Raw genomic sequence first — 24,774 nt, 5'->3', positions numbered from 1 at the left:
TCCGCACTCCGGTCAGGCGCTGGTCGGGGTGACTTCCAGGCAGACGCAGTTGAAGGTGGTGGTGGGCACGCCGTCGATGAGGATCGTGCTCGCCGCGGACGTGATGTAGCAGTCGTTGAACACGATCTGCTGGAACGTCCAGTCGCTGCCGGAAGCCTCCTGGAGCCCGATGTTGAAGCTCTTGTGCTCCAGAGCCATCTGGGTGAGCTTGGCGACCGCCGGGCCGATCGCCTTCACCGCCATGGAGAAGGTGAACGCCTTGGGCTGGACGACGTGGGCGACGTTGTCGGCCTCCAATGAGTGCAGAGGCTGCACCGGACTGTTGAACGTGGGATTGAAGGAGTCGATGGGGGTGACCACAGTGGTGTCGAGCATCACCGTCAACCGGGTGTCCCACTTGACCTCGGGCATCTCATCGCTCCTTAACCTTTGAGAACCAGCTTGACTGCGATCTGGTGGATCACGCCCGCATAGACGACCGAGACCTCCATGTCGACGCTCCTGCCGCTCCGCCCGTCGCCGATCTGTTCGAGCTCGTCGGCGCTCAAGGTGGCGCGCTCGCGTTCCAGGAGCACGAGCAGCGGGATGTGGACGGTGTAGTCCTCGATCACGCCGCGGGTGACGAGCGGTGAGAGCACGCTCTGGACGAGCGTCACGACCGTACGCAGGCCCGGGCGGTCGATCCGGAGGTCGCCGACGGCCTCGATCAGCGCGGCCTTGATGCGGAAGCCGATGTCGTCGAGCGTCCGCACGATGTCGATGTACTTCTTGTTGCCGCTCGGGCTGGCGGTGAGTCCCTCACCCAGGTACAGGCTGTGGCCCGGGAGCATCACCGGACTCGTCACCCAGTTGATCGAGTTGTCGTAGTAGGTCTGGATCTCGGTGGCCGTGAAGAGGTCGGGCATCTCGATGGAGAGGGACTTGAGCAGGAGGGAGATGTGGGGTTCGTGGCCCGCGATCACGCCGGCCACCGCCGCGGCCACATCGTCCTTCTCCGACTTGTGGGCGACCAGCACCATCCGGTTGTCGTGGATCGCTCCCTTGTTCAGGGCGACCTGCTTGTCCTGCGTCAGCGTCCGGTCCAGCATGGCGACCCCGATGCGCTCCTTGCCGTCTCCGCCGGTGTTGGAGACCTCGATGACGTGCTTCGCCAGGAGTTCGACCGGGTGCTTGGTGCTCGGCTGCTCGTTCAGCGGTGTGTTGGCGAGCATCACGATCTGCGCCGGAACGTCCTCCGCCGCCGTGAGGGCGGTGGACCAGACCGGATTGTTGAAGGCCACCTCGATGCCCCAGACCTTGGTCGGGGGCGGGGTCTGCCGGAAGGCCAGGGAGATGGCGGCGGCGAGTTCGCTGAGGTCCAGCCCGACCACCGGGTCGTCCGCCGCGTGGGCGCTCTTGAGGTCTTCGTCGAGAGTCAGGGTGAACTTGCCGGCCGCGTCGGCCACCGCCTTGATCGTACGAACCTCGGCCTCCCCCTCCTTCCCGATCGCGACCTCTGTACCGACAGGGAACTTGGCCGCGGAGGTGACGGTGCCGGTGGGGGGTTCGACCTTGTCCGCCAGCTTCGTCGCCCCCTGCGGGTACGCCTTCACGGCCTCGCTCGGGTACGTGAACGACTGGGCGCCCGAACCCGCGCTCCCGAGGGCTCCCTTGCCGATGACGAGGATGTCCCCGAAGGCTCTGGTGGCGGGCGTGAAGAGATCACTGCTCGCTTTGACAGTGACGTAGTTGAACGGCATCGACTGCTCCTCACCGTGTGCGCGCCCGGTCTTCGAGGACGAGGCGCGGCCGGTTCCCGCCGGACTTCAGGGCGCCGTCTCGAAGGCGGCGACGAATCCCTGGGTCGCCAGCAGATCGCCGACCAGTTGCTCGGTCGTCTGTGACGGTTCGTCAGTCGTGGTGGCGGGGAAGACCGCCAGCCACGCACTGGAGGCGAGCATGGTGCCTCCGTCGTGGACCTCGGGCTGTGGGCTCGCCGCATCGACCGCCCGCTTGGCCTGACTGAGCCGGCGCAGCGCGTCGGCGAGGTCGAGGCGGTCGAAGAAGAGCGTCGACACCCGCAAGGGCAGCCTGCGGGCCGGCGCTGCAGGATCGAAAGAGGGTGGATCCGCGTACTGGAGCCGGTAGGGCCGCTCGAACCCGTCCCGCCGTGCCCCGGCACCGTCCGCTGCCGCCCATGCCTCCGCGTCCACGGAGGTCAGGAGGCTGCCGGCCGGTGCCGCCTTCACCGCGACCACGGTCTCCAACGACATGTCGATCCAGTGCACCGGGGGTGTCGCCGGGATCTCGACGGTGGCCCGGGCCTGTTCGGTCGTGGGGACCGACTTGTCCCACGACCCGTGGACGGCGATCGAGGCGTGGACGGCGGTCTGGAACTCCCTGTGGACGACATCGACGGACTCCACCGACCTGATGTCGAGGAAGGACGGATCGTAGGCGGAGACCAACAGCGACCGCACCCGCTCGTGCTCCGGGTCGGTGGCCGGAAGCAGCAACGCCCTCACGTTCTCCGGTTGCAGGTACCGGAGCATCAGACCGTCCGTGAAGGGGATCGTCGCTGACATCTTGTCATCACCATTTCCCAGCGTACCCCCCGGAGAGGGCCGGGTCATTTCGGGCGCGGAAGTCTCCGACTCCTCACGATTCAGCCAGTGTTGAACTGGGGGAGGCAGTAGGCGCAGCCGTTGAAGCCGCGGACCAGAGCCTCCTCTATGCGTGCGTACGGCTTCTTGTTCGCCGGGCTGAGCTGTTCCCAGAAGGGACAGGTGTCGATGTGCACCTCGCCGCTCTTCGGGTTGCCGAAGAACCACTCGTGCAGGTCCTTGACGGCGGTGATCTCGATCGTGATGCGTCCGGCCACCTCGTGGTCCTGGAGCTGGGTGGCGATGAAGTCGTAGTTCTTGAGGTGCACGGCCTCGTGGGCGAAGTCGATGGTGAGCTCGGCCGACACGTCGTCGTTGGCGTCGAGCCGGAAGCCGTCGACGTCCGCGGTATTGCCACCCGACATCTGCAGCGTGGAGCGCACCTGCCCGGTCTCCGTCACCTCGACGTTGCTGAGGGTGGACGGCTCGACGATGCGGCTCAGGGTCCGGATGGTGATCCGGGTGTCCGGCGGCATGGCCGTGGCGTCCAGTTCCCACGCGCCGTCCGTCGCCGTCGGCGCCCCCCTGAGCGCGATGGTCATGGTGGTCTGGCCGCCGAGGACGGACTTCTGCGGGTACACGTTCCGCTGGCCCACGTTGTTGTCGAAGCGTACGAGGCGGTCGTGCGGCACCGGCTTGCCCGATGTCGCGACGACGGCGGGGTCGTCCGCACCGTGCACGACCGCGATCAGGCATTCGTGATCGGGGATGGTCGGTGTCCAGGGGAAGGGTCCGACGCGCACCGATCCGCCGGGTGGGATCGGTGCGTGGATCGTCTCCGTACTGATGACCTTGAAATGGTCGGGCCACGTCATGCCGGTGCCCGGGTCGCACCGGCGTGTCTCGACCGTGAACCTGTCCGGCTGGGCCTCGGCCGTCCCGCGGTTGTGCACGCGCACGTACAGGTAGTTCGGCCGGTTCATGATGGGTTCCTGGTGCCCTGCCTCAGGGTCGTCGCCGGGGCCGACCGCGTTGCGGACCCAGATGTCGGGGGACGTCCAGAACGGGTCCGTGTCGCTGCCGCTCGGCACGAGACCGGTGTCCCCCGGCCTGTCCGCGATGAAGACGTCGACGTCGGGCTTGGCGAAGAGTCCCTGGCGGACGAACGCGTCACTCATCACGTTGCGGTACACACCGCCGTTGACCGTGACGTCCGAGGCGATGAGCGTCTCGGCCAGGTGGACAGCGTTCTTCTTGCTCTGTGTGGTGTCCGCCCCCAGGCGCGGCACCATCGCCAGCATGGTCTTGATCATCTTGTCGGCGGCCTTCTGACGCACGACATCGTCCTTCGATTTTCCCCCCATGCCCAGGTAGCACTGCCACAGGGCCGAAGCCAGCATGGAAGCACGCAGGTCGGGGGTGTAGTCGCCGAAATCCGCGTCGTCGAAGCGCTGCGTCAGGTCGAGCCGACGGCCCTGGCTCCACTCGTCCTGCAGGTTGTTGTCGAAGGGGAACGTCTCGGTCCGGCGGTTGCCCGCGGGGTTGAACCGGTCCCGGTAGATGCCCGCCATGGCGTCGCAGATGCTGTGCTCGTACTCCAAGGGACCGGTCGCGCCGGTCCGGAGCCACTGCACGACCCCGTGCGTGTACTCGTGCACGATGATGCCGAGGTCGGCGGCCCCGGGCACGAACTTCATGTCGAAGCGCATCCGCGGGGGTGTCGTCGTGCCGATCCACTCGCTCCTGTCGGTGCTCTCGGCTCCCTGCGGGTCGACCTCGACCTGGACCATGCGGGCGTTGAGCGCCGCGTTGCCCAGGCTGCGGAGATAGCGGGCGAAGGAGTCGGTCCAGTAGTAGGCGTTGGCACTGAGGAACGCCTTGTCCTTGGGGTGGGTGTCGAACACGAAGGTGGGCGAGTCCGATGCGGGCTGGGGGAAGTCCGGGGCATCCCAGTCGCTGCAGCGGCACCACTCCCCCTCCAGGTGGAACATTCCGTCGCCGTCGGCCGGGCCGATCTCCGTCTGGACCTCGTGGGCGAACGGCTTCAGCTTTTCGTCGTCCGACAGGGAGCTGAGCGAGCCGTCGTCGGACTCCGTCACGGGGTCGGGCAGGTAGACCTTGAGCGTCGCCGTCACGTACTTCCCCGCGCCCTCGATCCAGAGCAGTTCCCCGCCGACGGCGTCGACGACGACCCGGAAGTGCTCGAAGGGCCCGCTGGTCTCGACGATGAGGTCGTGGACCAGGTGCAGTCTGCCGTCCGGTCGCCTCCTCCCCTCTCTCAGGAGCGCGACCGAGGCGGAGGGGCTGCCGGCCTCCGGCAGCGGGGGCCTTGCGGTGTCCCGCAGGTAGACCAGGTTGTCGCGGACGACGGCAGCGGCTTCGTACCCTTCACGGAACGGCGCGAGCGCGCTCGTCCCGACGACGTCGAGGTCCTGGGCCTCGCTCACGTCCGGGGCGTCGGAGACGTCGAGTTCCGTGGCGTTGTCGACCTGAACGACAGCTGCCTGCCCGGTGTCGGCCACCATCTGGAGCGTGGCTCCCAGGATGGGAACGTCCTGGTGGAACTGCTGATAGCGGACGTTCAGCGTCGCCGTGTCCTGGTCGTGGGCGACTTCACGGAGGTCCGCGCCCTCCGTCCCGAGTTCCTTCGCACGCTCTCGTACGAAGGTGTTGACGGCCCTACGGGCGGTTGGCGCACGGAAGAGGGTCGCGCCCGGATCGAAGTACCTGCGCAGGACGCCGTCGGCGCCTCTGTCCTCACCCACCCCGGGTACCAGCCTCAGGGGCAGGCCGGGCTGTGGGCCCGGGTCGTTCCTGTGCCTGCGTTCCTCGTTCCGGCCCATGACGTGCTCCTCTGCGCACATGGATCGACACCTCCTGGCAGCCCGCCCCTCGGTGATCGGCGCCGTCGCACAGACATGGCAGTCCGCCGGCCGCGGCGCCGCGGACGACTGTGGCGCAGCCGATTACGCCGAAGAGCGTGGCCTCGGTCTCCGTCTCGGCCAGGCCGGCGCTGTGGAAGCGCATGCGACATGTGACGAGAGCCGTGCCCCGCTGACCGCGCAGGGCCGGCCTTGACGAGGACGTGGGGCACACAGCCCGGTCCGTCGAGCGGCAGTCCCGACGGAGGTCCTGTCCTGATGCTCCGTCATCACCTGGATGAACGTGCCGTCGATCCGGGAGAGCGAGGAGGTGCGGGCAAACTCCGCCGCACATCTCCTGTCGAGAACCGCCGTGCACGTTTCGAAGGCGGTGAAGTCCTGCCTGCCGCTCATGGCTCCTGCTCCCATCGCCTGCGGCCGCGTACCCCTCATCAGCTTAAACCCGTGCACGCCGGTAGACCACGCAGCCAGATTGGTTGAATGCTTCCTTGTCCGGCAGCCGTCCCTGTCTGCCGGACAAGACCGCGGACGGGTCCCGAGCCGGCGGTCAGCGGAGTGCGGGCCGCTGGACCCGGGGCCGGCAGTACGACAGCCACCGCGTCGTCGGCGACCGCCCGCCCGAGCTCGGCTGAGGTGACGTCAGGCCTGCGAGGGGGCGTCAGGTGCCGCCGACAGCCGGGCGGGCACCGGCTCGATTCACGGAGCCGCAGCACGGAGTGAGCCGCGGCACGGCAAGGAGCACCGTCCGGCCGGAGGACCAGGACCGGCGCTCCGAGCAGGACGTCGCCCGACGCCTGCTCGATCCGGCCGCGAAGCCGCCCTACGACCCGGCCACCGAAGCGGACCGAAACGCGCCCCTCAACACGGGCCACCACGGCGCGAGTCCGGAGTGGAACACCCTCTACGGCACCGCCTACTGGCAGGAGTTGGCCGACACAGCGCAAGGCACTGACACGCCGGCCCTTCGACGGCGGCGGGGACCGGGCATCCGGCTCCGTCAGTCCCCCACGAGCGCCAGCTGATCACCGATGGATTCGGCAGCTCGGCGGACGGCCGCCAATACCTCCGGGAGCCGGCGGTCGGGGACCCGGTGCTCCAGCGCCGCGACGCTCACCGCTGCGACGGCACTCCCGGAGGATCCGCGGACCGTGACGGCGATACCGAGAATGTCCGTGTCCAGTTCGCCCCGGCTGATGGCGTATCCGTCACGACGGATCTCGGCGAGCCGCTCCATGAGAGCGTCGACATCCGTGATCGTCCGCGCGGTGAACCGCTGGAGCCGCTGAGGCGCCAGCAGTTCCCGGCACTCCTGCTCGGGCAGCCACGCGAGCAGCGCCAGGGCGGACGCGCCTGCGTTGGGCGGCAGCACGCTGCCGCGTTCGTAGGAGATCCGCACCGGGTGGTCCGCCTCGCATCGCTCCACGCAGATGGCAGCCGCTCCGGCGCGGCGCGTCAGCAGCACCGTCTCACCGACCTCGGCGCACAGATCCCGCATGACTGGCAAGGCGATCTCCGACAAGCCGTACCCTCGCCGAGCCAGGCGCGCCAGCTCCAGGACGCGCAGGCCCAGCCGGAAACCGCCGCCCGGGTCCTCTTCGAGGAAACCGCTGCCGACCAGGCTCTGGAGGTAGCGGTACGCGGTCGAGCGCGCCGTCCCCAGAGCGGTGGCCACTTCCTGCCCCGAGATGGTCAACTTGGCCTCGGAGAACAGACCGAGGATGTCCAGCGCGCGATCCGCGGTCGAGTTGCGTTCGCGGTACTGGCCTACTGGAACAGCTTCTACCGACTTACGTCCTGCCATGCAGGACATCATACCCGGCGAACCGCCCCGCCCCCTTCGACTCGGCAGAATTGCCTGGAGCCCGCCGGGCCCGGACGACAGCCGGGCCCCACCTCGGCGCTCCCGCGCCCGGGCACTCCCACGCTCCACCGAGATGGCGCCCCGCACGTGAACTCCCGCCAGGAGAGGAAGCATCGGAGGCGGGAGGGTGCTCGCCGGCCCTCGACTACTGCACCGGCTGGTAGGCGGCCCCGCCGTCGAGGAGCAGACGCTCGGCCTCCGCGCGGATCTCCTCGGCCGAGCGGCCGAAGTCGATGGTCTTCCGGAAGGGCTGCCGCACGTCCCGCTCGATGCGCAGATAGACCTCGTTGCGGTTTCCCTCGGGGTCGAAGAAGTAGATACCGAAGGCGTTGCCGTGGGTCACCTCCTGCTGGACCACGACCCCTTCCTCCTCGAAGCGCCGGTGGAAGTCACGCAGATTCTCCAACGACTCCACGCGCCAGGAGATCTGGTGCTGCTGCTTGTCACCGATGGGTGAGGTGCGCCCGGCCTGGAGCACGAACTCATGGTGCTCCTCGTCCGGCCGCGCACTGAGGAACACGATCCCCAGGTCCCCGTCCTCATCGGTCACCGTCAATCCCATGACGCGGGCGTAGAAGTCCCGCATCTTCGGCAGGTCGTAGACCCACAGCCCGGTGTGGCCGAGCCCGGTGATGGCCATGGCGCCACCTTTCACTCTGTCTTGTTTAACAGGACGTCTATCCTGCAATACGAGACGAGACTACGATCACCTCGGACATCAGTCAACGAAGGAAGAGAAGATCCGCTATGCGACTTGCGACTCTGCACACGGACAACGGAACGCGGGCGGCCCGGCGCGACGGTGACGCCTACACCCTGCTTCCGCACACCGACGTGGGCTCCCTGCTGAGTTCGGGCGACGACTGGGCCCGGCGGGCCGCCAACCGGGGAAGCGAGCGCATCGGCGCGGCCGAGGCCTCGTTCGCGCCCGTGGTGCCCCACCCGAACAAGATCATCTGCCTGGGGCTGAACTACGCCACGCACATCAAGGAGATGGGCCGGGACACGCCCAGGTACCCGACGCTGTTCGCCAAGTACGACGGTTCACTCATCGGGGCCCACGACCCGGTCACCCTGCCGCTGGTCAGCGACACCGTGGACTGGGAGGCGGAACTGGCCTTCGTGATCGGCCGGCCCGCCCGTCACGTCCCGAAGGCCGCGGCCCTCGACTTCGTCGCCGGTTACACGGTCTGCAATGACGTGACCGTACGCGAGTACCAGCGCCGCACCCGGGAGTTCCTGGCCGGGAAGACCTTCGAGGCGACCACTCCCCTGGGTCCCGAGCTGGTGACGGCGGACGAGTTCGGCGGCGAGGAGCCGGACCTGGAGATCCGCTGCGAGGTCGACGGCGAGGTCATGCAGACCTCGCGCACGTCGGACCTGCTGTTCGGCATCGCCGACATCGTCTCGTACGTCAGCGACATCGTCACCCTGCTACCGGGCGACGTGATCTGCACCGGAACGCCGGGGGGCGTCGGCGACGGACGTGACCCCCAGGTCTACCTCCGCGAGGGCCAGCTCCTCCGGACCGTCATCGAGGGCCTCGGCGAGACACGCAATCGCTGCGTACGAGAGGCGAAGGTCCAGGGCTGAGCAGTCGCGCGGGGTCGAGGGCGGCGCCCCCGGCCCCGGCCTCCGCGGCAGTCATCCCGACGAGTGACCGGTGGCCTCGTCAGCCATTCGCTCGAACTCGGCGAGGAGTGTCTCCAGGGCCGGCAGGGCAGCCGCGAGGCGGTCCATCTCCTGGGGCGGAACCGCCGCCAGGGCCGCGTCCACGACCCGGACACGCTCTTCCCTGAAACGCTGCAGAACAGCCTGTCCGTGCACGGTGGGTGCGAGCAGCACCGACCGCCGGTCGAACTCCGACGGCCGACGCTCGATCAGTCCGTCGTCGACCAGGTCGCGAACGAGGTTGCTCACCGTGGACCGCGCCAGCCGGAGTTCGTCCGCCACGGCGGCCGGCGCCATGGGTCCGGCCGCCACGAGTGTGCGCAGGATGGACACCTGGGATTCCAGCACGGGCATGCTCGCGTGCGCGGGAGTCGCCCGCACCATGAGCTTCCACAGCGCCGACACCAGATGCGAGAGTTCGGCAGCCGCCTCGGACCGTCGTACATCCGTGGACGCCACGGGCCGAAGCTCGCCTGTCACCTGAGTCTCCTTCCCCATGGACCGAGTCTAGCGTCCGCCCTGCCGCGCCTGGCGCGGGAGGGATGTGGCGTCGCGCCGGGGAACGGGCCGGGCGACGCGGCCCACACCGAGCGCGCCCCGGCCGCGGCCACGGGGTTCCGGGCACTGCTCGTTGCGCAAGTCAGGACACCTCGCCGCACGGCATGCAGCACAGACATACTTAGGTTGCGCAACAAAACCATGTGCAAGGGGCGGCGGCGATGAGAAGGTGGCGTGCCGAGCAGACAGGCCTTCTCGCACCCGTCTCCCCGCGTCCGGATCACTCTCCGCCAGGAGGAAGAACATGACTTCCGACACGAAATCCAAGAAGCTCGCCCACAGCCTCCACCACGCCAATATCCCGGTCACCGACTTCGACCGGACCACCGAGTGGTACGCGAAGGTGTTCGGGCTGGAACCGGTCAGCATCAAGAAGTTCGTCGAGAACCCCACAACGCTTCTGATGAGCAACGGCAACTTCCACGTGCACTTCGAGCTCTACCCGGATGTCGTGATTCCACGTTCGACGTTCGAGCACCGCCGCGGCGCCAACCTGTTCCACTTCTGTATCGAGGTGACGGACTGGAACGAGTTCATGGCACACCTCGACGAACTCGGCATCGAGCGGTACGACATGAAGGTCCGCCCGCAGGACAACTCCAAGTCGTGTGACCTGCTGGACCCGGACGGCCACCAGGTCGAGGTCGCCTGGCACGGCAATCGCTCCTGGTGAACCAAGGGCATGTGGTCCGGGACCGCTCCGGTCCCGGCGGCCGGCCGCCCTCGTCACGCATCTGATCGGGTGCTCCGGCACGGCGTCCGCCGCGGTCCGCCCGCACCACCGTTCGCGTCACGGCCCGTCGGGCTCGCCACGTCCCACAGCATGCCCATCGGCTCTCTGCGACGTCGCCGCCCGGCCGCCCCGACGATTTTCCCCTCCCGCATGCCCGAAAGTCCGGCGTGCGCGGCCACGCGTGAACCGAGGATCTCATGTTGCATTCCCTGCGGGCTCTTTCTGTCCGCAACTATCGCCTTTACGCGGCCGGCGCGCTCGTCTCCAATCTCGGCACGTGGATGCAACGGATCGGGCAGGACTGGGTCGTCCTCCAGCTCACCGGCAACAGCGGCGTGGCTGTCGGTGTGACCACCGGACTCCAGTTCCTTCCGGCACTGCTCTTCTCACCGATGGCCGGTGTGATCGCCGATCGCTTCCCCAAGCGCCGGCTCCTGCAGTGCACGCAGCTCATGATGGGCATACCGTCGCTCCTCCTCGGAATCCTGGCGGTCACCGGCGCCGCACAGCCGTGGCAGGTCTACGTGATCGCCTTCGTCTTCGGCCTCGGGTCCGCGCTCGACGCACCCGCGCGGCAGTCCTTCGTGCCGGAGATGGTCGATGAGGACCTGCTGACCAACGCCGTCGCGGTGAACTCGGTGTCGTTCAACGGAGCCCGCATGGTCGGCCCCGCCCTGGCGGGCGGAATGATCTCGCTCCTCGGCGGCGGCTCGGAGGCCGCCGGCTGGACGATCCTCATCAACGCGGTCACCTACGCGCCTGTCATCGTGGCACTGCAGTTGCTCGATCCGGCGAAGCTGAAACCCCCTCGCCGGCCCCGTGTGCGGGAACGCCACCAGGTTCTGGCCGGCATCCGCTACGTGCGCGATCGCCCGGACCTCACCCTGATCTTCTTCGTCACGATGTTCTCGGCCACCTTCGGCATCAACTTCCAGCTCACATCGGCGCTGATGGCGACGCAGGTCTTCCACCGCAGTGCCGACGGGTTCGGTGCCATCGGATCCATGCTGGCGATCGGTACGTTCGCCGGAGCCGTGTGGGCGACGCGACGGACAACGGTCACCGCCAAGGTGGTCGTGGCGGCCTCGCTCTGTTTCGGCATCGCGCTCGCCGTAGGTGGCTTCGCCCCGTCATACGTGGTGTTCCTCGCGTGGGCACCGGTCATCGGCCTGTGCACGATGACGATGGTCACGAGTACCCAGATGACGGTCCAACTGTTCACACCCCCGGAGTTCCGCGGCCGCGTGACCTCCCTGTACGTGCTGCTCTCGCAGGGCGGAGCCGCACTCGGCGCCCCGGTGATCGGCTGGATCGGACAGTACCTCGGTGCCCGCTGGACCTTGCTCGTCGGCGGCATCGTCGTCGTGACGGCCTCCCTCGTCGGCTCTGCCGTGCACCGCCGGCTCACGGCTGCGGCCGTGCCCGGGGCCGGCGAGGTCTCCCGGCCGGACGACGGGCCCACGCCCGGGAACCAGGCGCCGGGCGCCGACAGGAGGGGCGCTGTATGACCGCGCGGGGGTGACGGGTGCCCCGGCACGCGAACAGGGCCGGTCGGGCTGCTGCCGACCGGCCCTCCCTTGATGCCTCAGCGCGCGAAGAGCTCCTCCACGCCGAGCCGCCTCGGTGTGATGCCCTGCTGCGCGGCGTAGTCCAGGAACTCCTCCAGCGTCGGCCTGCTGGACTCCACGCCGTACGGCCAGACGTCGGCACCCAGGAATTTCATGGTGCGGTTCGCGTTCGACGTCGTCCACGGCAGCGGGTACATCGACACCGAGACCTGCGTGGCACGGGCGACGGCCCGGTCCTTCGCCTCGGTGAAGACCCGGACCAGGGCGTCGGCGACCTGTGGCCGCTGCCGCAGGAACTCCCGCCGCACGGCGAGCGCGTGCATGATCGGGTAGATCCCGGTCGCCTCGACGTAGGACATCTCCTCGAAGGTCCACTTCGCGAACAGCCGCTTCACCGGGCTGTTCCTGCCCTTGAAGGACGCCGGGGGCCGTGAGCTGATGACGGCGTCGAGCCGGCCGTCGGCGAGCATCGCATCCAGCGTCGGGCCGGGCACCGGTGTGATGTCGAACGCCCCGCGTTGCGGTGTACGGGCAGTGGCGCCGGGTGTGTTGAGTCCACCCTGGAACCAGCGGATGTCCTCCAGCCTGATCCCGTACCGCGATGCGAGCAGGCCACGTACGAAGATGCCGCTGGTCTGCGACCAGTTGGTGATGCCGATCCGCTTGCCGGCCAGCTCTGCCGGGTCCTCCGGGAATCCGGCGCCGACCCAGATCGCACCGTGCCGGAACGCACGTGCAAGGAACACCGGCAGCAAAACCAGGGAGTCGTCCCCGGCGCCGATCCGTTCCGTCACCTGCGCCAATGACACCTCGGCTGCGTCCCATTCGCCGTCGGCGAAGCGTCTGAACACCTCGCCGGCCCTGTCCGGGACCGTGCAACGGAGTGTGACGTCGGGTGAGGTGACCCGCCCGTTCCACAGGTCCCGGGTGTGGTCGTAGTCGGCGAACCCGACTCGTACAACAGGTATGTCCGTCATCTCTTCCGCTCCTTGCTCGAGTTCCCGGGCGTGTTCACCCCTGCCGGGCCGGCGTGTCGAGGCGCTCGACCCGGTGGGTGCCCGAACGGACGCAGCTGCCGGTCGCTATTCCGAGTGGCTCGGCGCGTCGGCAGCTGCGTCCCGGATCGGGGACAGTCGGTGCAGTGGAACGTCCAAAAGGGCTCCGCGCTCAGTCCGCATCCACGATCGGGAAGTGGCAGGCGGCGAACTGACGTGGCCGGACCTCCCGCATCCCGGGACTTTCGCTTCGGCAGATCTCCCGGGCCTGCGGACAGCGGGTGTTGAACCGACAGCCGCTCGGCGGTGCCAGGGGCGAGGGGACGTCTCCCTCAAGTGCCGGTCCCTCGAAAGGGTTCTCCGGATCCGTGGTCGGCACCGAGTCCAGGAGTGCGCGCGTGTAGGGATGCGCCGGACTGTCGTACACCTCCGCCGAGTCACCGAACTCGCAGACCGCTCCCAGGTACATGACCATCACGACATCGCTCACCGACCGCACCACGCCCAGGTCGTGGGCGATGAAGACGACCGTGAGGTCGTAGTCCGCCTTGAGGTCCTCGATCAGGTTGAGGATCTGGGCCTGCACCGAGACGTCGAGTGCGGAGACCGGCTCGTCGCAGAGGAGCAGCTTGGGCCCCACCGCCAGGGCTCGCGCGATGGCGACGCGCTGGGCCTGTCCGCCGGAGAGCTGACGAGGCAGTACGTCGGCGAACCGCTCGTCCCCCAGCCCCACGCGCTCGAGGGTGGAGGACGCCACCTCCGCCTGTTCCCTGGCGGACTTCCCCGCGACCGCGAGCCCCTCGGCCACGATGTTCCTCACCGAGCGCCTGGGGTTGAGCGAGGCGACCGGATCCTGGAAGATCATCTGCATGTCACGGCGCAGTTCGCGCATGCGCTTCTCCGGAGCCTGATCGACGCGCTCGCCGTCGAAAGTGATCCGTCCTGCCGCGCCGTGGTCGAGCCGGAGGATCGCACGTCCGGTCGACGACTTCCCGCAGCCCGACTCGCCGACGATCCCGAGGGTTTCACCCGGCATGACGTCGAAGCTCACTCCGGCCACGGCCTGCACCGTGCCGGCCGCCGTGGTGTACTCCACCACGAGGTCCTCCACCGTGAGAAGAGCACTCTCTCCTCGAAGGTGCGCGTTCCCGCTACCGGGCAACGGACTCTCCTTCCGTCGAAGCAACGGTCGTCGTCCCGACCGGGTGAACGCACCAGACCTGACGCCCCTCGTCCACCTGGCCGATGCCGAGGAGGTCACCCGCCGAGCACGCGCCGGACGCGGCGTGGCAACGAGGCGCGAACCGGCACCCCGGTGGCGGCCGGGTCGGATCGGGCAGCGCACCGCTGATCAGATTGAACCGGGCATGACGCTCGTGGCCGAGCGTGGGTGTGGCTTTCAGCAGCGCCTCGGTGTAGCGATGCCGCGGCGCCTCGAACACGTCGGAGGTCGATCCGAGCTCGGCCATGCGCCCGGCGTACATCACGCCGACCCGGTCGGTCTGTCCCGCCACGACCGCGAGGTCATGGCTGATGAGCATCATCGACATCCCGTACGTGCGCTGAACCCGGCGCAACAGATCGAGGATCTGCCGCTGGATCGTCACGTCGAGAGCGGTGGTCGGCTCGTCCGCGATGAGCAGGTCCGGCTCGCAGGAGAGCGCCACCGCGATCATGACGCGCTGCCGCATACCGCCGGACATCTCGTGCGGGTAGTTGCGCAGCCGGCGCTCGGGGTCGGAGATGCCGACCTCCTTGAGCAGTTGAAGCGCGCGGCCATGGGCCTCGCTCCTGCTCACTCCCAGGTGTTCCCGCATGCCTTCGGTGAGCTGGCGCTCCACGCGGACCACCGGGTTGAGGGAGCGTCCGGGGTCCTGGAAGACCATGGCGATCTCCTTGCCCCACACGCTCCTGCTCTCCTTCCGGGAGAGGGAGAGCAGGTCACGTCCCTTGAACACGGCCTCACCGGAGACACCGGTCAGCCGTGTCGACAAGCCCATGATCGAGCGCGCCATGACCGATTTCCCGGAACCGGACTCCCCCACGACCCCGAACGACTCTCCCTGGCCAATGTCGAACGAGACCCCGTCGACCGCCCGGACGATTCCACGCGGTGACCTGATGTGCGTACGCAGGTTGCGTACGGTCAGAAGTGGCTCACTACTCATGCTGCTGGGGGCCTTCCCGGACGTGGCCGCATCGGTTCCGGGCGCTGCCGGGTCCTGTGTCGCCATCAGTCCCGCACCGTCCTGTCCAGGCGGCCGCGCAGATGGTCGCCCACCTGGTTGAGGGCGAACACGGTGAAGAAGATGCACAGGGACGGGACGAACACGATGTGCGGGGAGTCGGACAGCGCCGACTGCCCCGAGCTGATCATTCCGCCCCACGACGGCCGCGGTGACGGGATGCCCAGACCGAGGAAGCTGAGTGACCCCTCGGCGACGATCATGGACGCCATCACGACGGGCAGGTACGCCGCCAACGGCGGGATGACGTTCGGCAGGATCTCCTTGAACAGGAGACGTCTGTGGCCGGCTCCCATGTTGCGCGCGGCCCGTACGAACTCGCGCGTCGACCAGGACAGGGTGTTCGCCCTGGCGAGCCGGATGAAGGTCGGAATGCCGACGATGCCCAGGCCGAGGGCGACCGTCTTGATGTCCGGTGTCACGACGGAGGCGATCGCCAGCAGGAAGATGAGCGGAGGGAAGGCGAGCATGACGTCCGTCAGCAGGGCGATGCCCGTGTCAAGGCGCCGACGGAAGTATCCGGCGGTCAGCCCGACGAAGGAACCTACGACGAACCCGAACACTCCCGCGCACGCCGAGACGACGAGGGAGACCTGTGCGCCGGAGATGACGCGGGACAGCTCGGACCTGCCGAGGTCATCGGTGCCGAGAAGCAGCGCGAAGGAGTCGAAGCCGGGGCCGAGCCTCGGCAGTCCGGCCGGTGTCGCGTAGGAAGGCAGCGGCAGGAGCGGAGCGATCACCGCCAGCCCGACCGCGGTGAGGAGCCAGCCGTAGGAGATCCATACCAGGAACTTCCGTTGACTCCTTCCGGCCGGGACCTCGGGGCCCGCCTCTACGACGACGCCGACGAGTTCACTCGCGGATTTCTCGTACCCCGGACCGGAGGTGGCTTGTGCTTGCGTCATGCCGCCATCACCTTCCGCACGCGCGGGTCGAGCAGCCCGTAGCTGGAGTCGACCAGAAGGTTCATCACCACGTAGATCGCCGCCACGAACGTCACCACGCCCTGAACCATGATGATGTCGCGCGAGGTGATCGACTGGACGAGGAGCCCACCGACCCCGGGCAGTGAGAAGAGCACCTCGACGATGACCGTCCCGCCGAGGAGACGGCCCAGGTTGATGCCGAGCACCGTGATGAGGGAGAACGACGACGGCCTGAAGGCGTGGCGGAACATCACGTACATCCGGCCCATGCCCCGGGCCCGGGCCGCCGCGATGAAGTCCTCGCCCAGCGTCGAGATCAGGTCGGTGCGGAGCAGGCGGTGCAGGGCGGCGATCTCCTGGATCGCGATGGCCAGTGCCGGCAGGAAGGCGGTCCGGAGGTTCGCGCCGAGCCCCTGGCCGAGCGGAGCCCATCCCAGTACGGGGAACAGGTGCAGCTGCATCGCGAAGAAGTAGACGAGCAGCGGTCCGGCGATGAAGCCCGGGGTGGAGAGGAAGACCGATGTGGTCGCGTTGAGGGCGCGGTCGATCCGGCTGCCCGGATTCGACGCGCCGACGACGGCGAAGAGCGTGGCCACCACCATCGCCAACGCCATGCCGAGGAACGCCAGCTCGAAGGTGACCGGCAGGCGCTGGACGACGGCTTCCAGCACGGGCTGCTGACTGACCAGGGAGTTGCCGAGGTCCCCGTGCAGCGCGCCCCCGAGCCAGTCGAGGTACTGCTGCCAGGCCGGCTGGTCGAGGCCCAGTTCCCTGTTCAGATCCGCGATGTTCTCCGGCGTCGCGTTCTGCCCGAGAATCCCCTCCGCCACCGTCCCGGGGGCGAGGCTCAGCAGCGCCTGTGCCGCGATCGTCACGAGGAGAACCACGAGGAGGCCGCGGGCCACCCGTTTCCCCGTTGTCGTCACCATTGGAGTACTTCCGTTTCGCCCGGCCTCATGCCCATGCCCATGCCTTCATTCCTTCTGTGACTCGTGCCCCGGCCTCCGAGAAGGCCGGGGCACACGGCTCTACTTGTCCAGCCAGAGGCTGTCGGCCAGGAGCGATCCCCCGCCGTACATGCTGACCCCGCCCACCTTCGTGCTCGCGACCGTGACCAGGGCTTCCCGCGTGTAGAAGATGCCGGGCACGACCGCCGCCAGCCGCTGCGCGGCGGTCTCGTACGCGGTCTTCCTGGAGGCTGCGGTGGTGCCGTTGCTCCCGGCCTTGAGTACGGCATCGAGCTGCGGGTCACTGATGCCGACCGAGTTGCGCGGCGACGTGCTCAGGAAGGCCCGGGGAAGCGCCGGGTCGGGATCCTGGAAGCTGGCCGCGGCGAGGGTGGCGTCGAAGTCGTGCGCGCCGAGGATGCGTCCCGTGTCGGCCCACTCGGCGACCTTCACCTCGACCTTCACGTTCTTGTACGGACTGAGCTGAGCCTGCAGGGCCTCAGCGATCTTCTCGCTGCCCTTGAAGGTCGTGAACGTGAAGGACACCGGCTTCCCCTGGGCGGCGAGCTGGTCGAACAGCTGCTGCGCCTTCTCCTTGTCGTACGTGTGCAACGAGACGTCGTTGTAGAGGGGGTTGCTCTTCGGGAAGAGCGTTTCGACCGGCTGTCCGTGGCCCTGGTTGACCGCCAGGTCGAAGGCGCTCGTGTCGAGGGCGTAGCTGACCGCCTGCCGTGCGACCAGGTTGTCGAACGGCGCACGCGCCAGGTTGAAGGCGATGAACTGACCGCCGCCGACCGGCTGCGTGCTGACCTGGAGGTTCGCCGCCTTGGCCTTCGCCACCACGCTCCAGTCCTCGATCATCGAGACATCGGCGCCGCCGGCCTGAAGGCTGTTGAGCCGCTGGGTGGCGTCGGGCGAGAAGGTGATGTCGATTCCGTCGAGGTACGGCTTCGGCGCGTTCCAGTACGACGCGTTCTTGGCGAGCGAGAGCGTCCCACCACGGCTCCAGCTCTTCAGCTTGAACGGCCCGGCACCGACCGGCTGAGCGTCGAAGGGCTGCTTTCCACGCTTGAGCGCGGCAGGCGAAGCTATCCAGTTCAGTGAGGAGAGCGTGACGTTGCTGCCGTAGCGAGGCACGGCCTGGGTCAGCGTGACCTTGAGGGTCGTCGTGTTCTCGACCTTCGTACTCGCGATGAGCTTCGCGTCCTGGAGCGTGCTGCCGCCGAGCTTCGGGTCCTTCTGCCGGTCCCAGTTGTACTTGACCGCAGCGGCGTCCAGCGGTGTGCCGTCCGAGAACTTCAGCCCGGGGCGCAGGGTGAGCTCGAAGCTGTTGCCCTGGTCGGACGTCGTGAAGCTCTTCGCCATGTCGCTTCCGACGGCGCCCGTCGTCGGATCGCTGACGAGGAGCGTTCCGTACAGGGCGTTGCCCAGCAGGCCCTGGCTGCGGTTGTTGTTCTGCAGGATCGCAGGATCCAGGTTCCGGGGTTCGCTGAGGAGTACCGCCCGGAGCGAACCGCCCGGGACCGGCTTGCCGGACGGACCGCTCCCGGTCCGGGTCGTACCGCTGTCTCCGCCGCATGCCGCGAGAAGAAGCATCAGCGAACTCACGGCCGCAGCTGCGAGCAGACGTGGACTTCCGAACATCATTGTCCCTTCGTAGAAGTCGCTTCGTTGCAAAACCTCGGCTGCGCTCACTGCCCGAGCGCCGGCCGGTGCCCTCTGGTGCGCCGGCCTCGCCGGGCCTCCGCCGAGGCCGGAGGCCGCGTGCCCTGCGTGCCCTGCGTGCACGATAGTGATCGTGGTCCTATTTTTTAAGACTCCCGACCTAACTTTCAGGATTCGTTAGGATCGGTACACGTACGTGGACGACGCCATCGATCACTTCCACGTCGTAGGTACGGATCGGCTTCCTGGGAGGTCCGTCGGTGACCGCTCCGGTCCGCAACGAGAACCGCCCCTCGTGCAGGGCGCACTCGATCTCGCACGTGACCGGCAGGACTCTCCCGGCGTCGAGCCACCACGGCCGGTGGGTGCAGCGGTTCCCGACCGCGAAGATCTCCCCGTCGCAGGCGAGCGTGAGGATCTCGTGGCCGCCTGCCTTCGTGACGACACGGTCGCCGTCCTCCAGGAACCGGCCGGCCGGACCGACCTCGACGAGGGAGCTCTCTTCTCGCTGCTCGGCGGCGTCCACGTCACCCCTCGTCGGATCCGGTGTCATGGTCGGAGTGGTTCTCGACGTCCTGCTTCCAGTAGGCGCGGCTGTGAAGTGCCGCGCGCGGAAGGCCGAGTTCACCCAGGACATGGCGCCGGATGTCGCGCATGGCACCGGCCTCGCAACCGATCCACACGTCGCCCGGCCCGTCCGGCAGCACGACGTTCCCGGCGGCCGCCACCAGCTCGGCGCAGGGCCGCCCGGACTCGACCGGCCATGCCGCCGACACCTCTGCCGCGGACTTGAGCTCCGTCGCGTCCGCGGCGTCCGTCACCTCGACGAACACGATCGCCTCCATGCCCGAAGGCAGCGATTCGAGGACGGACGCGACCGCCGGCAGAGCGCAGTGATCGGCGAAGAGGACGCACCATCGTGCCCCGTCACTCGGTGCGTACCCCGGGCGCGCCTCACCGGCGACGGCGAAACGGTCACCGACCGCCGCCGACCGCGCCCACTTCGTCATCGGGCCGTCCGCGTGGAGGCCGAAGTCGATCGTGAGCCGGCCCTCGGTCCGGTCGAAGGCGCGAACGGTGTAGGTGCGCATGACGGTCCCGTCGTCCGCTGCCGGAACAAAGACCTTGAAGTGCGCGCCCGGACCTCCGTCGTTCCAGCCGTCGAGCTCACCGGTCGCCACGACGCGCACGAGGTTGGGGGTGATCCTCGTGACCGAGGCCACCTCCACGGCGCGTCGTGGAGGCCTCGCGCGCCCGCCGCGGCCACCCCGCCCGCCGCGGTCTTCCGGTCCGCGGCGGGCGGACCCGCGCTCCGCCGGGGTGCTCACTGCGAGGCCTCGGGCGTCGTCTCCGCCGCGTCACGCAGGTGGTCACCGAACAGGTGCAGCACCCGGTGCCAGGTCCTGCCCCCCGGGTCCGAGTGGTCGTCGATGTCCGCCTTCGCCAGGAACCCGTGTCCGAGGCCGGGGAGGATCTCGTACGAGAACTCCGGGTTGGCCTTCTCGGCGAGACCCGTATAGGCGCGGACATGGTCGAGTCCCACCCCGTGGTCCTCCTCGCCCCAGAAGGCCAGGACCGGGCCTCGCTGGCTCTCGACCACGTCGATCGGGCGGGGCGGTGGTGTCACGATCGTGGACTGCGGAACCGGGAAGCCGTAGTACGCGACGGTGACCATTGCGCTGCGGACCGAGGCGAGGTCGAGGGTGAACGTGCCACCCATGCAGAACCCGATCGACCCGACCTGGGCGGTTCCCGTCTCCGCGGCCAGCCAGCCGCACGCGTCATCGAGATCGCGCATCGTCTGCTGCTCGTCGAGCTCGCCGCGCCGGGCGAAGGCGTGCTCGATCTCCGGCCCGGCCGTCGGACCCTGACGGAAGAAGTAGTCCGGCAGCAGAACCGTGTAGCCGGCACTGGCGAGCCTGGCCGCGAGCGCCTCGTAGAAGGGGCTCGGGCCGTGGATGTCGGCAACGACAAGGATGCCGGGGCCCTCGCGCCCGTCGGTGAAGAGCGTGCCCGGCATGGCCTCGCCGCTCGCTACCGGGACATGGACCTCCGTCCGGTCGACGAGGGGCGTCGCCTGGCCGTCGGGAACGTCGGTGTGACACATCGTTCTATCTCCTGACTCTCGTTCTAGGCGGACGCCGCGTCGGGCGCCCGCAGGAACAGCTCGTCCGCGTCGAGCCGGTGGGGTGTGATCGACTGGTCCGCGCAGTAGTCGAGGAACAGCTCGATCGAGGCGCGGTTGGGCTCGACGCCGTAGGGCCAGAAGTCGTCGCCGATCAGGTCGCGCGCACGCGCGGCGTTGGCTGCTGCCCAGGGCAGCGGATAGCTCGGTACGACGGCACCCAGCGCACGCCGGACCGATCGGTCCTTCGCTTCGGTGAACATCCGCTGAAGCTCGTGCGCGGCGCCCGGGTTCGCTTCGTGGAACTCCCGGCGCACGACGAGTACGTGCATGATCGGGAAGATCCCGGACCTCTTCGCGTAGTCCATCTCGTCGAAGGTGTGCTTCTTGAACAGTCGCCTGACCCGCGGGTCCCGCTGCTCGACAGAGGCTGGCGGACGCGCGCTGACCACCGCGTCGACCTCCCCGTCGAGCAGCATCCGGTCCAGCGTCGCCCCGGGGGCCGACTCGACCCGGAACGCGTCGAGGGGCACGTCGACCGGCTCCTTGCGGCCCGGTACGTCAACCCCCGCCCGGACCCACTGGACCGAGCGGATATCGACACCGAACTCCGAGGCGAGGAGCCCGCGTACGTAGACACCGGCGGTCTGGGCCCAGACCGGGATGCCGACGCGCTTGCCGGCCAGGTCCGCGGGCTCCCCCACCGGACCGTCGGCCCGCACGTAGATCGCCCCGTGCCGGAAGGCGCGAGCGGGGAACACGGGCAGCAGCACGAGCGAGTCGTCGCCCCGGCCGCGCAGCGCGGTTGCGACAGCGAACGACATCTCGGCCGCATCCCACTCGCCTCCCTCCAGGAAGCGGGAGAAGATGCCCTCCGGCGAGTCCACCACGGTGGCGTCGAGGTCGAGAAGGTCGCTCGTGACGCCACCGGCCCACAGGTCCCGCGTGTGGTCGTAGTCGCCGAAGCCGGCCCGGATCGCGATTCGTTCGGGAGCAGCCACTGCCGTCACCACTCCCGACCGATGTGCCGGGTCGGCTCGGCGCCCGGCCCGTCGGGGTGTCCCCCGCCGCCGGTCCTCGACCGGAGTCCGACCGTGGGACAGATGACGCCGCGAAGGCTGTGAACGGGAGACTTCACCGTCTCTGGGCTGGAGGCCATTGTGTTCCTTTCGAGTGTTCCCGGATCGCTCGCTGTGTGCCGAGCACCCGAGGTGTGGAATGTGACGCGGCGGCCGAAGGCGTAGCGTTCGACGCGGCGTCCGTGGTTGGTCAACGTAACCGCACGAGAAATACTGAGCAACGACCTCACAGTCAATCAATGAATGCTCAATCCGACGTGATCGCGCCGCTCCGGGGCCGGCCGATACCGCTTCCCCGCGGCACTTTTTGACCAGTGACGGGAAAAAGATGGCGACTCGGTGCAGCAGCCGCCTCCGCCAATTCAGTGGCGCGGTCCGATATTCGGGCAGGTAATGGTTCGCCCGTGCGGCCGTGGCCGGAATGGTGGACGGACGAGCTCCGGGGGCGAACGGAAACCTTCCGCGGACGGCTGGAAGCGCCTCGAGAGCCTGGGGTTCCGATGGTCTTCTCCCTTTGGTGCTCGACACGCCCCGACCTGCAAACCTGCTGGTGGTCAGGCTCACCGGCACGCGGGCCGTCCGATCTCGGCCCGGATCCGGTGGTGCTCTCGCGGATGACTCCTGCCGCGCCCGGACAGCGGGTTCACGTGAATGCCGTCGACCCTCGCCCATTTCATCGGTGATCCCGATGTGCCATGCGTTCGAGCACGGAGGATTCTCGGAGTTCATCGCCGTACGGCTCTTCCGGAGAAAGTACCCGTGACACTCCCCCGGGACGCGTCAAGGAACATGCCCCCGAATTCCTTGCCGGTGCCCCTCACCTGAAGATCGAGCATGCCGGCGGGATTTCCTTCTTCGTCCGGAGTTCTGCCGTGGATTCCGCGGCCGGTTGATTTTCTCGGTCCGGACCGACCGGAGTTCAGCCGGGCACCGGACAGGCCAGGCGTTCGGCGATTTCGGCGGCGGCACTCCTGACGCGCCGCTCCACCTCGTTCGCTCGCGTGGCCGTCAGGCGCGACACGGGAGCGGCCACACCTACCGCGGCGCGCACCTCGCCGTCCCTGCCGAAAACCGGAGCCGCCACTCCGACGACGTCCTCGTCGAGTTCCTCGCGCGTGACGGCGACTCCGCGGACACGGATCCGCTTGAACCGGGCCATCAGCTCATCCGGATCGGTGAGCGTTCGACTCGTCAGCTTCATCAGTGGCCGGTGCCCGAGTACGGAGAGGATGTCCTCCTGGCCCTCCCATGCCAGCAGCGCCATGGCCGAGGCCCCGGCGTTGACCGGGAGGATGTGGCCCCGCTCGTAGGAGAGCCGCATCGGACCGTCCGACTCGACCCGGTCGAGACACACGACCATCGAGCCGGACCTGCGAGTGAGGAGAACGGTCTCGCACAGTTCGTCGCGCAGGCGCTGCATCACCGGGCGTGCCACGGCTTCCAGCCCGATCCCCTTTCTCGCCAGCCGGGCCAGGGCGAGGACCCGTGGACCGATGCGATACCCGGCCGGGCCCTCCTCGACGAGACCGGCGGCCAGCAGGCTCTGCAGGTAGCGGTACGCCGTGGAGCGGGCCACCCCCAGATGTCTCGCTACCTCCGCCCCCGACAGCGACAGCCGCTCATCGGTGTACAGGAGCAGGATGTCCAGAGCGCGGTCTGCTGTCGAGTTGCGCTCCCGGTAGGTACCACGAGCGAGCGTTCCTGCCATGGAGAACTACCTGTCCGGGAGGCGGATCCTTGAGAAGCGGTGCCGGGGCGGACTCCGGTCAGATCGGCTCGATCAGCGACTGCCGCATGCGGATGCCCATTTCCTGCGGGTCGAAGTCCGGTGTCGGGTGGAACTCCCACTGCCGGGCCTTGTATCCGTAGTCGACGACCAGCTTGCAGCGCTCGTACCGTCGCTCGGTGTAGGCCGTGAGAGCCTGCTCCAGGGGATCACCGCCGGTGAGGCATTCCGTCAGTACGATGCCGTCCTCGATGGCCTGCGCCGCTCCCTGGGCGGTGTTCGGCGTCACCGCGTGGGCCGCGTCACCGATGAGGACGACCCTGCCGTTGTGCCACGGCGCCGGTGCGAGCAGCCACTCCTCCGGGCGCAGCACGATGTCCTCGTCGGTGTCGATGTAGTGGTCGCGCACGACTCCGGCAGGACCGCCGAAGCCGGCGAGCTCCTGCTTGAGGAGCTCGCGGAGCTCGTCCCTCGACGGCCGCACCGTGCGGTCCCAGACGATGTTCACGAACAGGTAGCCGATGTCCTCGGAGAGCGGAACCATGCCCACGCCCACCCGGTCGCCACGCTGGTTCCTGCCTTCCTGACGCACGATGGCGTCCATCTCGGGGAGCCGCGGAATGTTGATCCGGAGCACCGACTTGCCGGTGTACCGCGGCTCGTACACCGTGTCGAAGACCAGGTTGCGCACGACCGAGCGCACGCCGTCCGCACCGACCAGCAGATCCACCGTCCGAGTGGTGCCGTCGGTGAGGCCCACCTCGACCCGGTCGTCGTACTGCTTGACCTCGGTAATGGTCTTGTCGTACTCGACCGTCGCGCCGGCCTCGATCGCCTTGTCGGCGAGAATGGTGTGCAGCCGCGGGCGGGTGATGCCGTTCATCGCCGGGAAGTCGAAGCCGGGGATCCGCGGGCCCGGGACGGTCCTGACCAGGTTGCCCTCCCTGTCGTACATGCGGTTCATGTTCTCCGCCGGGTACCCCTGCTCGATGCACTGCCGGGCACAGCCGATCGCGTCCAGCGCACGGAGCTGGTTCGGCGCCTGGATGATCCCGACGCCGTACACCGAGGAGTGCAATGTGGGCTGCACCTCGATCACGGTGGTCTCGTAACCCGCGTTCGACAGCGCGATCGCGGTCGCGAGCCCGCCGATGCCGGCGCCGAGAATCAGTACCTTCTCGTGGGCTTTTCCGTGGGACATGGTGACTCC

General features: G+C 68.4%; 23 protein-coding genes and 1 pseudogene. 5 read left to right on the top strand and 19 right to left on the bottom strand.

All coding sequences use genetic code 11. The features are described from left to right. Window positions 1-12: 12 nt before the first annotated feature. The 4 genes from ABT025_RS12135 to ABT025_RS12120 form a co-directional block, all read right to left on the bottom strand. Window positions 13-411 (bottom strand): hypothetical protein, encoded by a 399-nt coding sequence (locus tag ABT025_RS12135; protein ID WP_350992768.1) that lies wholly within the window; start codon window positions 409-411, stop codon window positions 13-15. Between the two features lie 11 nt (window positions 412-422). Further along, the gene (locus ABT025_RS12130) at window positions 423-1,739 is read right to left on the bottom strand and encodes a hypothetical protein (protein WP_350992766.1); all 1,317 of its coding nucleotides are present in this window, start codon (window positions 1,737-1,739) and stop codon (window positions 423-425) included. A 66-nt stretch (window positions 1,740-1,805) separates the two neighbouring features. Beyond that, a complete protein-coding gene (locus ABT025_RS12125) occupies window positions 1,806-2,564 on the bottom strand; it encodes a hypothetical protein (RefSeq protein WP_350992764.1) in 759 nt (252 codons plus the stop codon). 80 nt (window positions 2,565-2,644) lie between these two features. Further along, window positions 2,645-5,425, bottom strand: a complete 2,781-nt coding sequence (locus ABT025_RS12120; protein ID WP_350992762.1) for a hypothetical protein — start codon at window positions 5,423-5,425, stop codon at window positions 2,645-2,647. Between the two features lie 527 nt (window positions 5,426-5,952). On the opposite strand from ABT025_RS12120, the gene ABT025_RS12115 reads away from it, so the two are divergent. Both ABT025_RS12115 and ABT025_RS12110 read left to right on the top strand, forming a co-directional pair. Beyond that, window positions 5,953-6,096, top strand: a complete 144-nt coding sequence (locus ABT025_RS12115) for a hypothetical protein (RefSeq protein WP_350992760.1) — start codon at window positions 5,953-5,955, stop codon at window positions 6,094-6,096. Between the two features lie 84 nt (window positions 6,097-6,180). Next, window positions 6,181-6,424: pseudogene (locus ABT025_RS12110) on the top strand (diiron oxygenase); the annotation flags it as partial. A gap of 37 nt (window positions 6,425-6,461) precedes the next feature. On the opposite strand, the gene ABT025_RS12105 reads toward ABT025_RS12110, so the two are convergent. Together ABT025_RS12105 and ABT025_RS12100 are read right to left on the bottom strand one after the other, a co-directional pair. Continuing rightward, on the bottom strand, window positions 6,462-7,265 hold the full coding sequence (locus ABT025_RS12105; protein ID WP_350992758.1) for an IclR family transcriptional regulator: 804 nt from the start codon (window positions 7,263-7,265) through the stop codon (window positions 6,462-6,464). A 205-nt stretch (window positions 7,266-7,470) separates the two neighbouring features. Next, window positions 7,471-7,965 carry a VOC family protein gene (locus ABT025_RS12100; RefSeq protein WP_350992756.1) on the bottom strand — a complete coding sequence of 165 codons (495 nt, stop codon included), beginning with the start codon at window positions 7,963-7,965 and terminating at the stop codon, window positions 7,471-7,473. Window positions 7,966-8,072: 107 nt separating this feature from the next. Between ABT025_RS12100 and ABT025_RS12095 the strand changes: the two genes are divergently transcribed. Then, window positions 8,073-8,918, top strand: coding sequence for a fumarylacetoacetate hydrolase family protein (locus ABT025_RS12095; protein WP_350992754.1), 846 nt, complete (start codon window positions 8,073-8,075; stop codon window positions 8,916-8,918). Between the two features lie 51 nt (window positions 8,919-8,969). On the opposite strand, the gene ABT025_RS12090 is transcribed toward ABT025_RS12095, so the two are convergent. Further along, a complete protein-coding gene (locus tag ABT025_RS12090) occupies window positions 8,970-9,476 on the bottom strand; it encodes a MarR family winged helix-turn-helix transcriptional regulator (protein WP_350992752.1) in 507 nt (168 codons plus the stop codon). A 322-nt stretch (window positions 9,477-9,798) separates the two neighbouring features. On the opposite strand from ABT025_RS12090, the gene ABT025_RS12085 reads away from it, so the two are divergent. After that, window positions 9,799-10,227, top strand: a complete 429-nt coding sequence (locus ABT025_RS12085) for a VOC family protein (RefSeq protein ID WP_350992750.1) — start codon at window positions 9,799-9,801, stop codon at window positions 10,225-10,227. 257 nt (window positions 10,228-10,484) lie between these two features. Next, window positions 10,485-11,795, top strand: coding sequence for an MFS transporter (locus ABT025_RS12080; RefSeq protein ID WP_350992748.1), 1,311 nt, complete (start codon window positions 10,485-10,487; stop codon window positions 11,793-11,795). 77 nt (window positions 11,796-11,872) lie between these two features. Here the strand turns inward: ABT025_RS12080 and ABT025_RS12075 are convergent, their stop codons facing one another. From ABT025_RS12075 to ABT025_RS12020, 12 genes are all read right to left on the bottom strand, one after another. Then, complete coding sequence (locus ABT025_RS12075) at window positions 11,873-12,832, bottom strand: substrate-binding domain-containing protein (protein WP_350992746.1); 960 nt, start codon at window positions 12,830-12,832, stop codon at window positions 11,873-11,875. Between the two features lie 190 nt (window positions 12,833-13,022). Continuing rightward, window positions 13,023-14,012 carry an ABC transporter ATP-binding protein gene (locus ABT025_RS12070; RefSeq protein WP_350992744.1) on the bottom strand — a complete coding sequence of 330 codons (990 nt, stop codon included), beginning with the start codon at window positions 14,010-14,012 and terminating at the stop codon, window positions 13,023-13,025. Beyond that, the gene (locus ABT025_RS12065) at window positions 14,002-15,018 is read right to left on the bottom strand and encodes an ABC transporter ATP-binding protein (RefSeq protein ID WP_350992742.1); all 1,017 of its coding nucleotides are present in this window, start codon (window positions 15,016-15,018) and stop codon (window positions 14,002-14,004) included. Before ABT025_RS12065 ends, ABT025_RS12070 begins: the two co-directional genes overlap by 11 nt. A 65-nt stretch (window positions 15,019-15,083) precedes the next feature. Next, entirely contained in the window at window positions 15,084-16,001 is a 918-nt protein-coding gene (locus ABT025_RS12060) for an ABC transporter permease (protein ID WP_350992740.1), read from the bottom strand. Next, window positions 15,998-16,951, bottom strand: a complete 954-nt coding sequence (locus ABT025_RS12055; RefSeq protein WP_350992737.1) for an ABC transporter permease — start codon at window positions 16,949-16,951, stop codon at window positions 15,998-16,000. The genes ABT025_RS12060 and ABT025_RS12055 overlap by 4 nt, the downstream gene beginning before the upstream one ends. 99 nt (window positions 16,952-17,050) lie before the next feature. Then, entirely contained in the window at window positions 17,051-18,616 is a 1,566-nt protein-coding gene (locus tag ABT025_RS12050) for an ABC transporter substrate-binding protein (protein WP_350992735.1), read from the bottom strand. Window positions 18,617-18,794: 178 nt separating this feature from the next. Beyond that, window positions 18,795-19,187: a Rieske (2Fe-2S) protein gene (locus ABT025_RS12045; RefSeq protein ID WP_350992733.1), complete on the bottom strand. Its 393-nt coding sequence runs from the start codon at window positions 19,185-19,187 to the stop codon at window positions 18,795-18,797. Then, a complete protein-coding gene (locus ABT025_RS12040) occupies window positions 19,162-19,857 on the bottom strand; it encodes a siderophore-interacting protein (protein ID WP_350992731.1) in 696 nt (231 codons plus the stop codon). The genes ABT025_RS12045 and ABT025_RS12040 overlap by 26 nt, the downstream gene beginning before the upstream one ends. Window positions 19,858-19,958: 101 nt before the next feature. Further along, window positions 19,959-20,741, bottom strand: a complete 783-nt coding sequence (locus ABT025_RS12035; protein ID WP_350992729.1) for a dienelactone hydrolase family protein — start codon at window positions 20,739-20,741, stop codon at window positions 19,959-19,961. 23 nt (window positions 20,742-20,764) lie between these two features. After that, window positions 20,765-21,760 carry a substrate-binding domain-containing protein gene (locus tag ABT025_RS12030; protein ID WP_350992727.1) on the bottom strand — a complete coding sequence of 332 codons (996 nt, stop codon included), beginning with the start codon at window positions 21,758-21,760 and terminating at the stop codon, window positions 20,765-20,767. 997 nt (window positions 21,761-22,757) lie between these two features. Next, window positions 22,758-23,546 (bottom strand): IclR family transcriptional regulator, encoded by a 789-nt coding sequence (locus ABT025_RS12025; RefSeq protein WP_350992725.1) that lies wholly within the window; start codon window positions 23,544-23,546, stop codon window positions 22,758-22,760. Window positions 23,547-23,604: 58 nt separating this feature from the next. Continuing rightward, window positions 23,605-24,765, bottom strand: a complete 1,161-nt coding sequence (locus ABT025_RS12020) for an FAD-dependent monooxygenase (RefSeq protein ID WP_350992723.1) — start codon at window positions 24,763-24,765, stop codon at window positions 23,605-23,607. Between the last annotated feature and the right edge of the window lie 9 nt (window positions 24,766-24,774).

It is taken from the genome of Streptomyces sp. NPDC002809 (assembly GCF_040295435.1).
In the GTDB taxonomy this organism is placed as follows: Bacteria; Actinomycetota; Actinomycetes; order Streptomycetales; family Streptomycetaceae; genus Streptomyces.
Note: the sequence above shows the minus strand (reverse complement) of the source record. Positions and strands in the feature narration are given on the sequence as shown.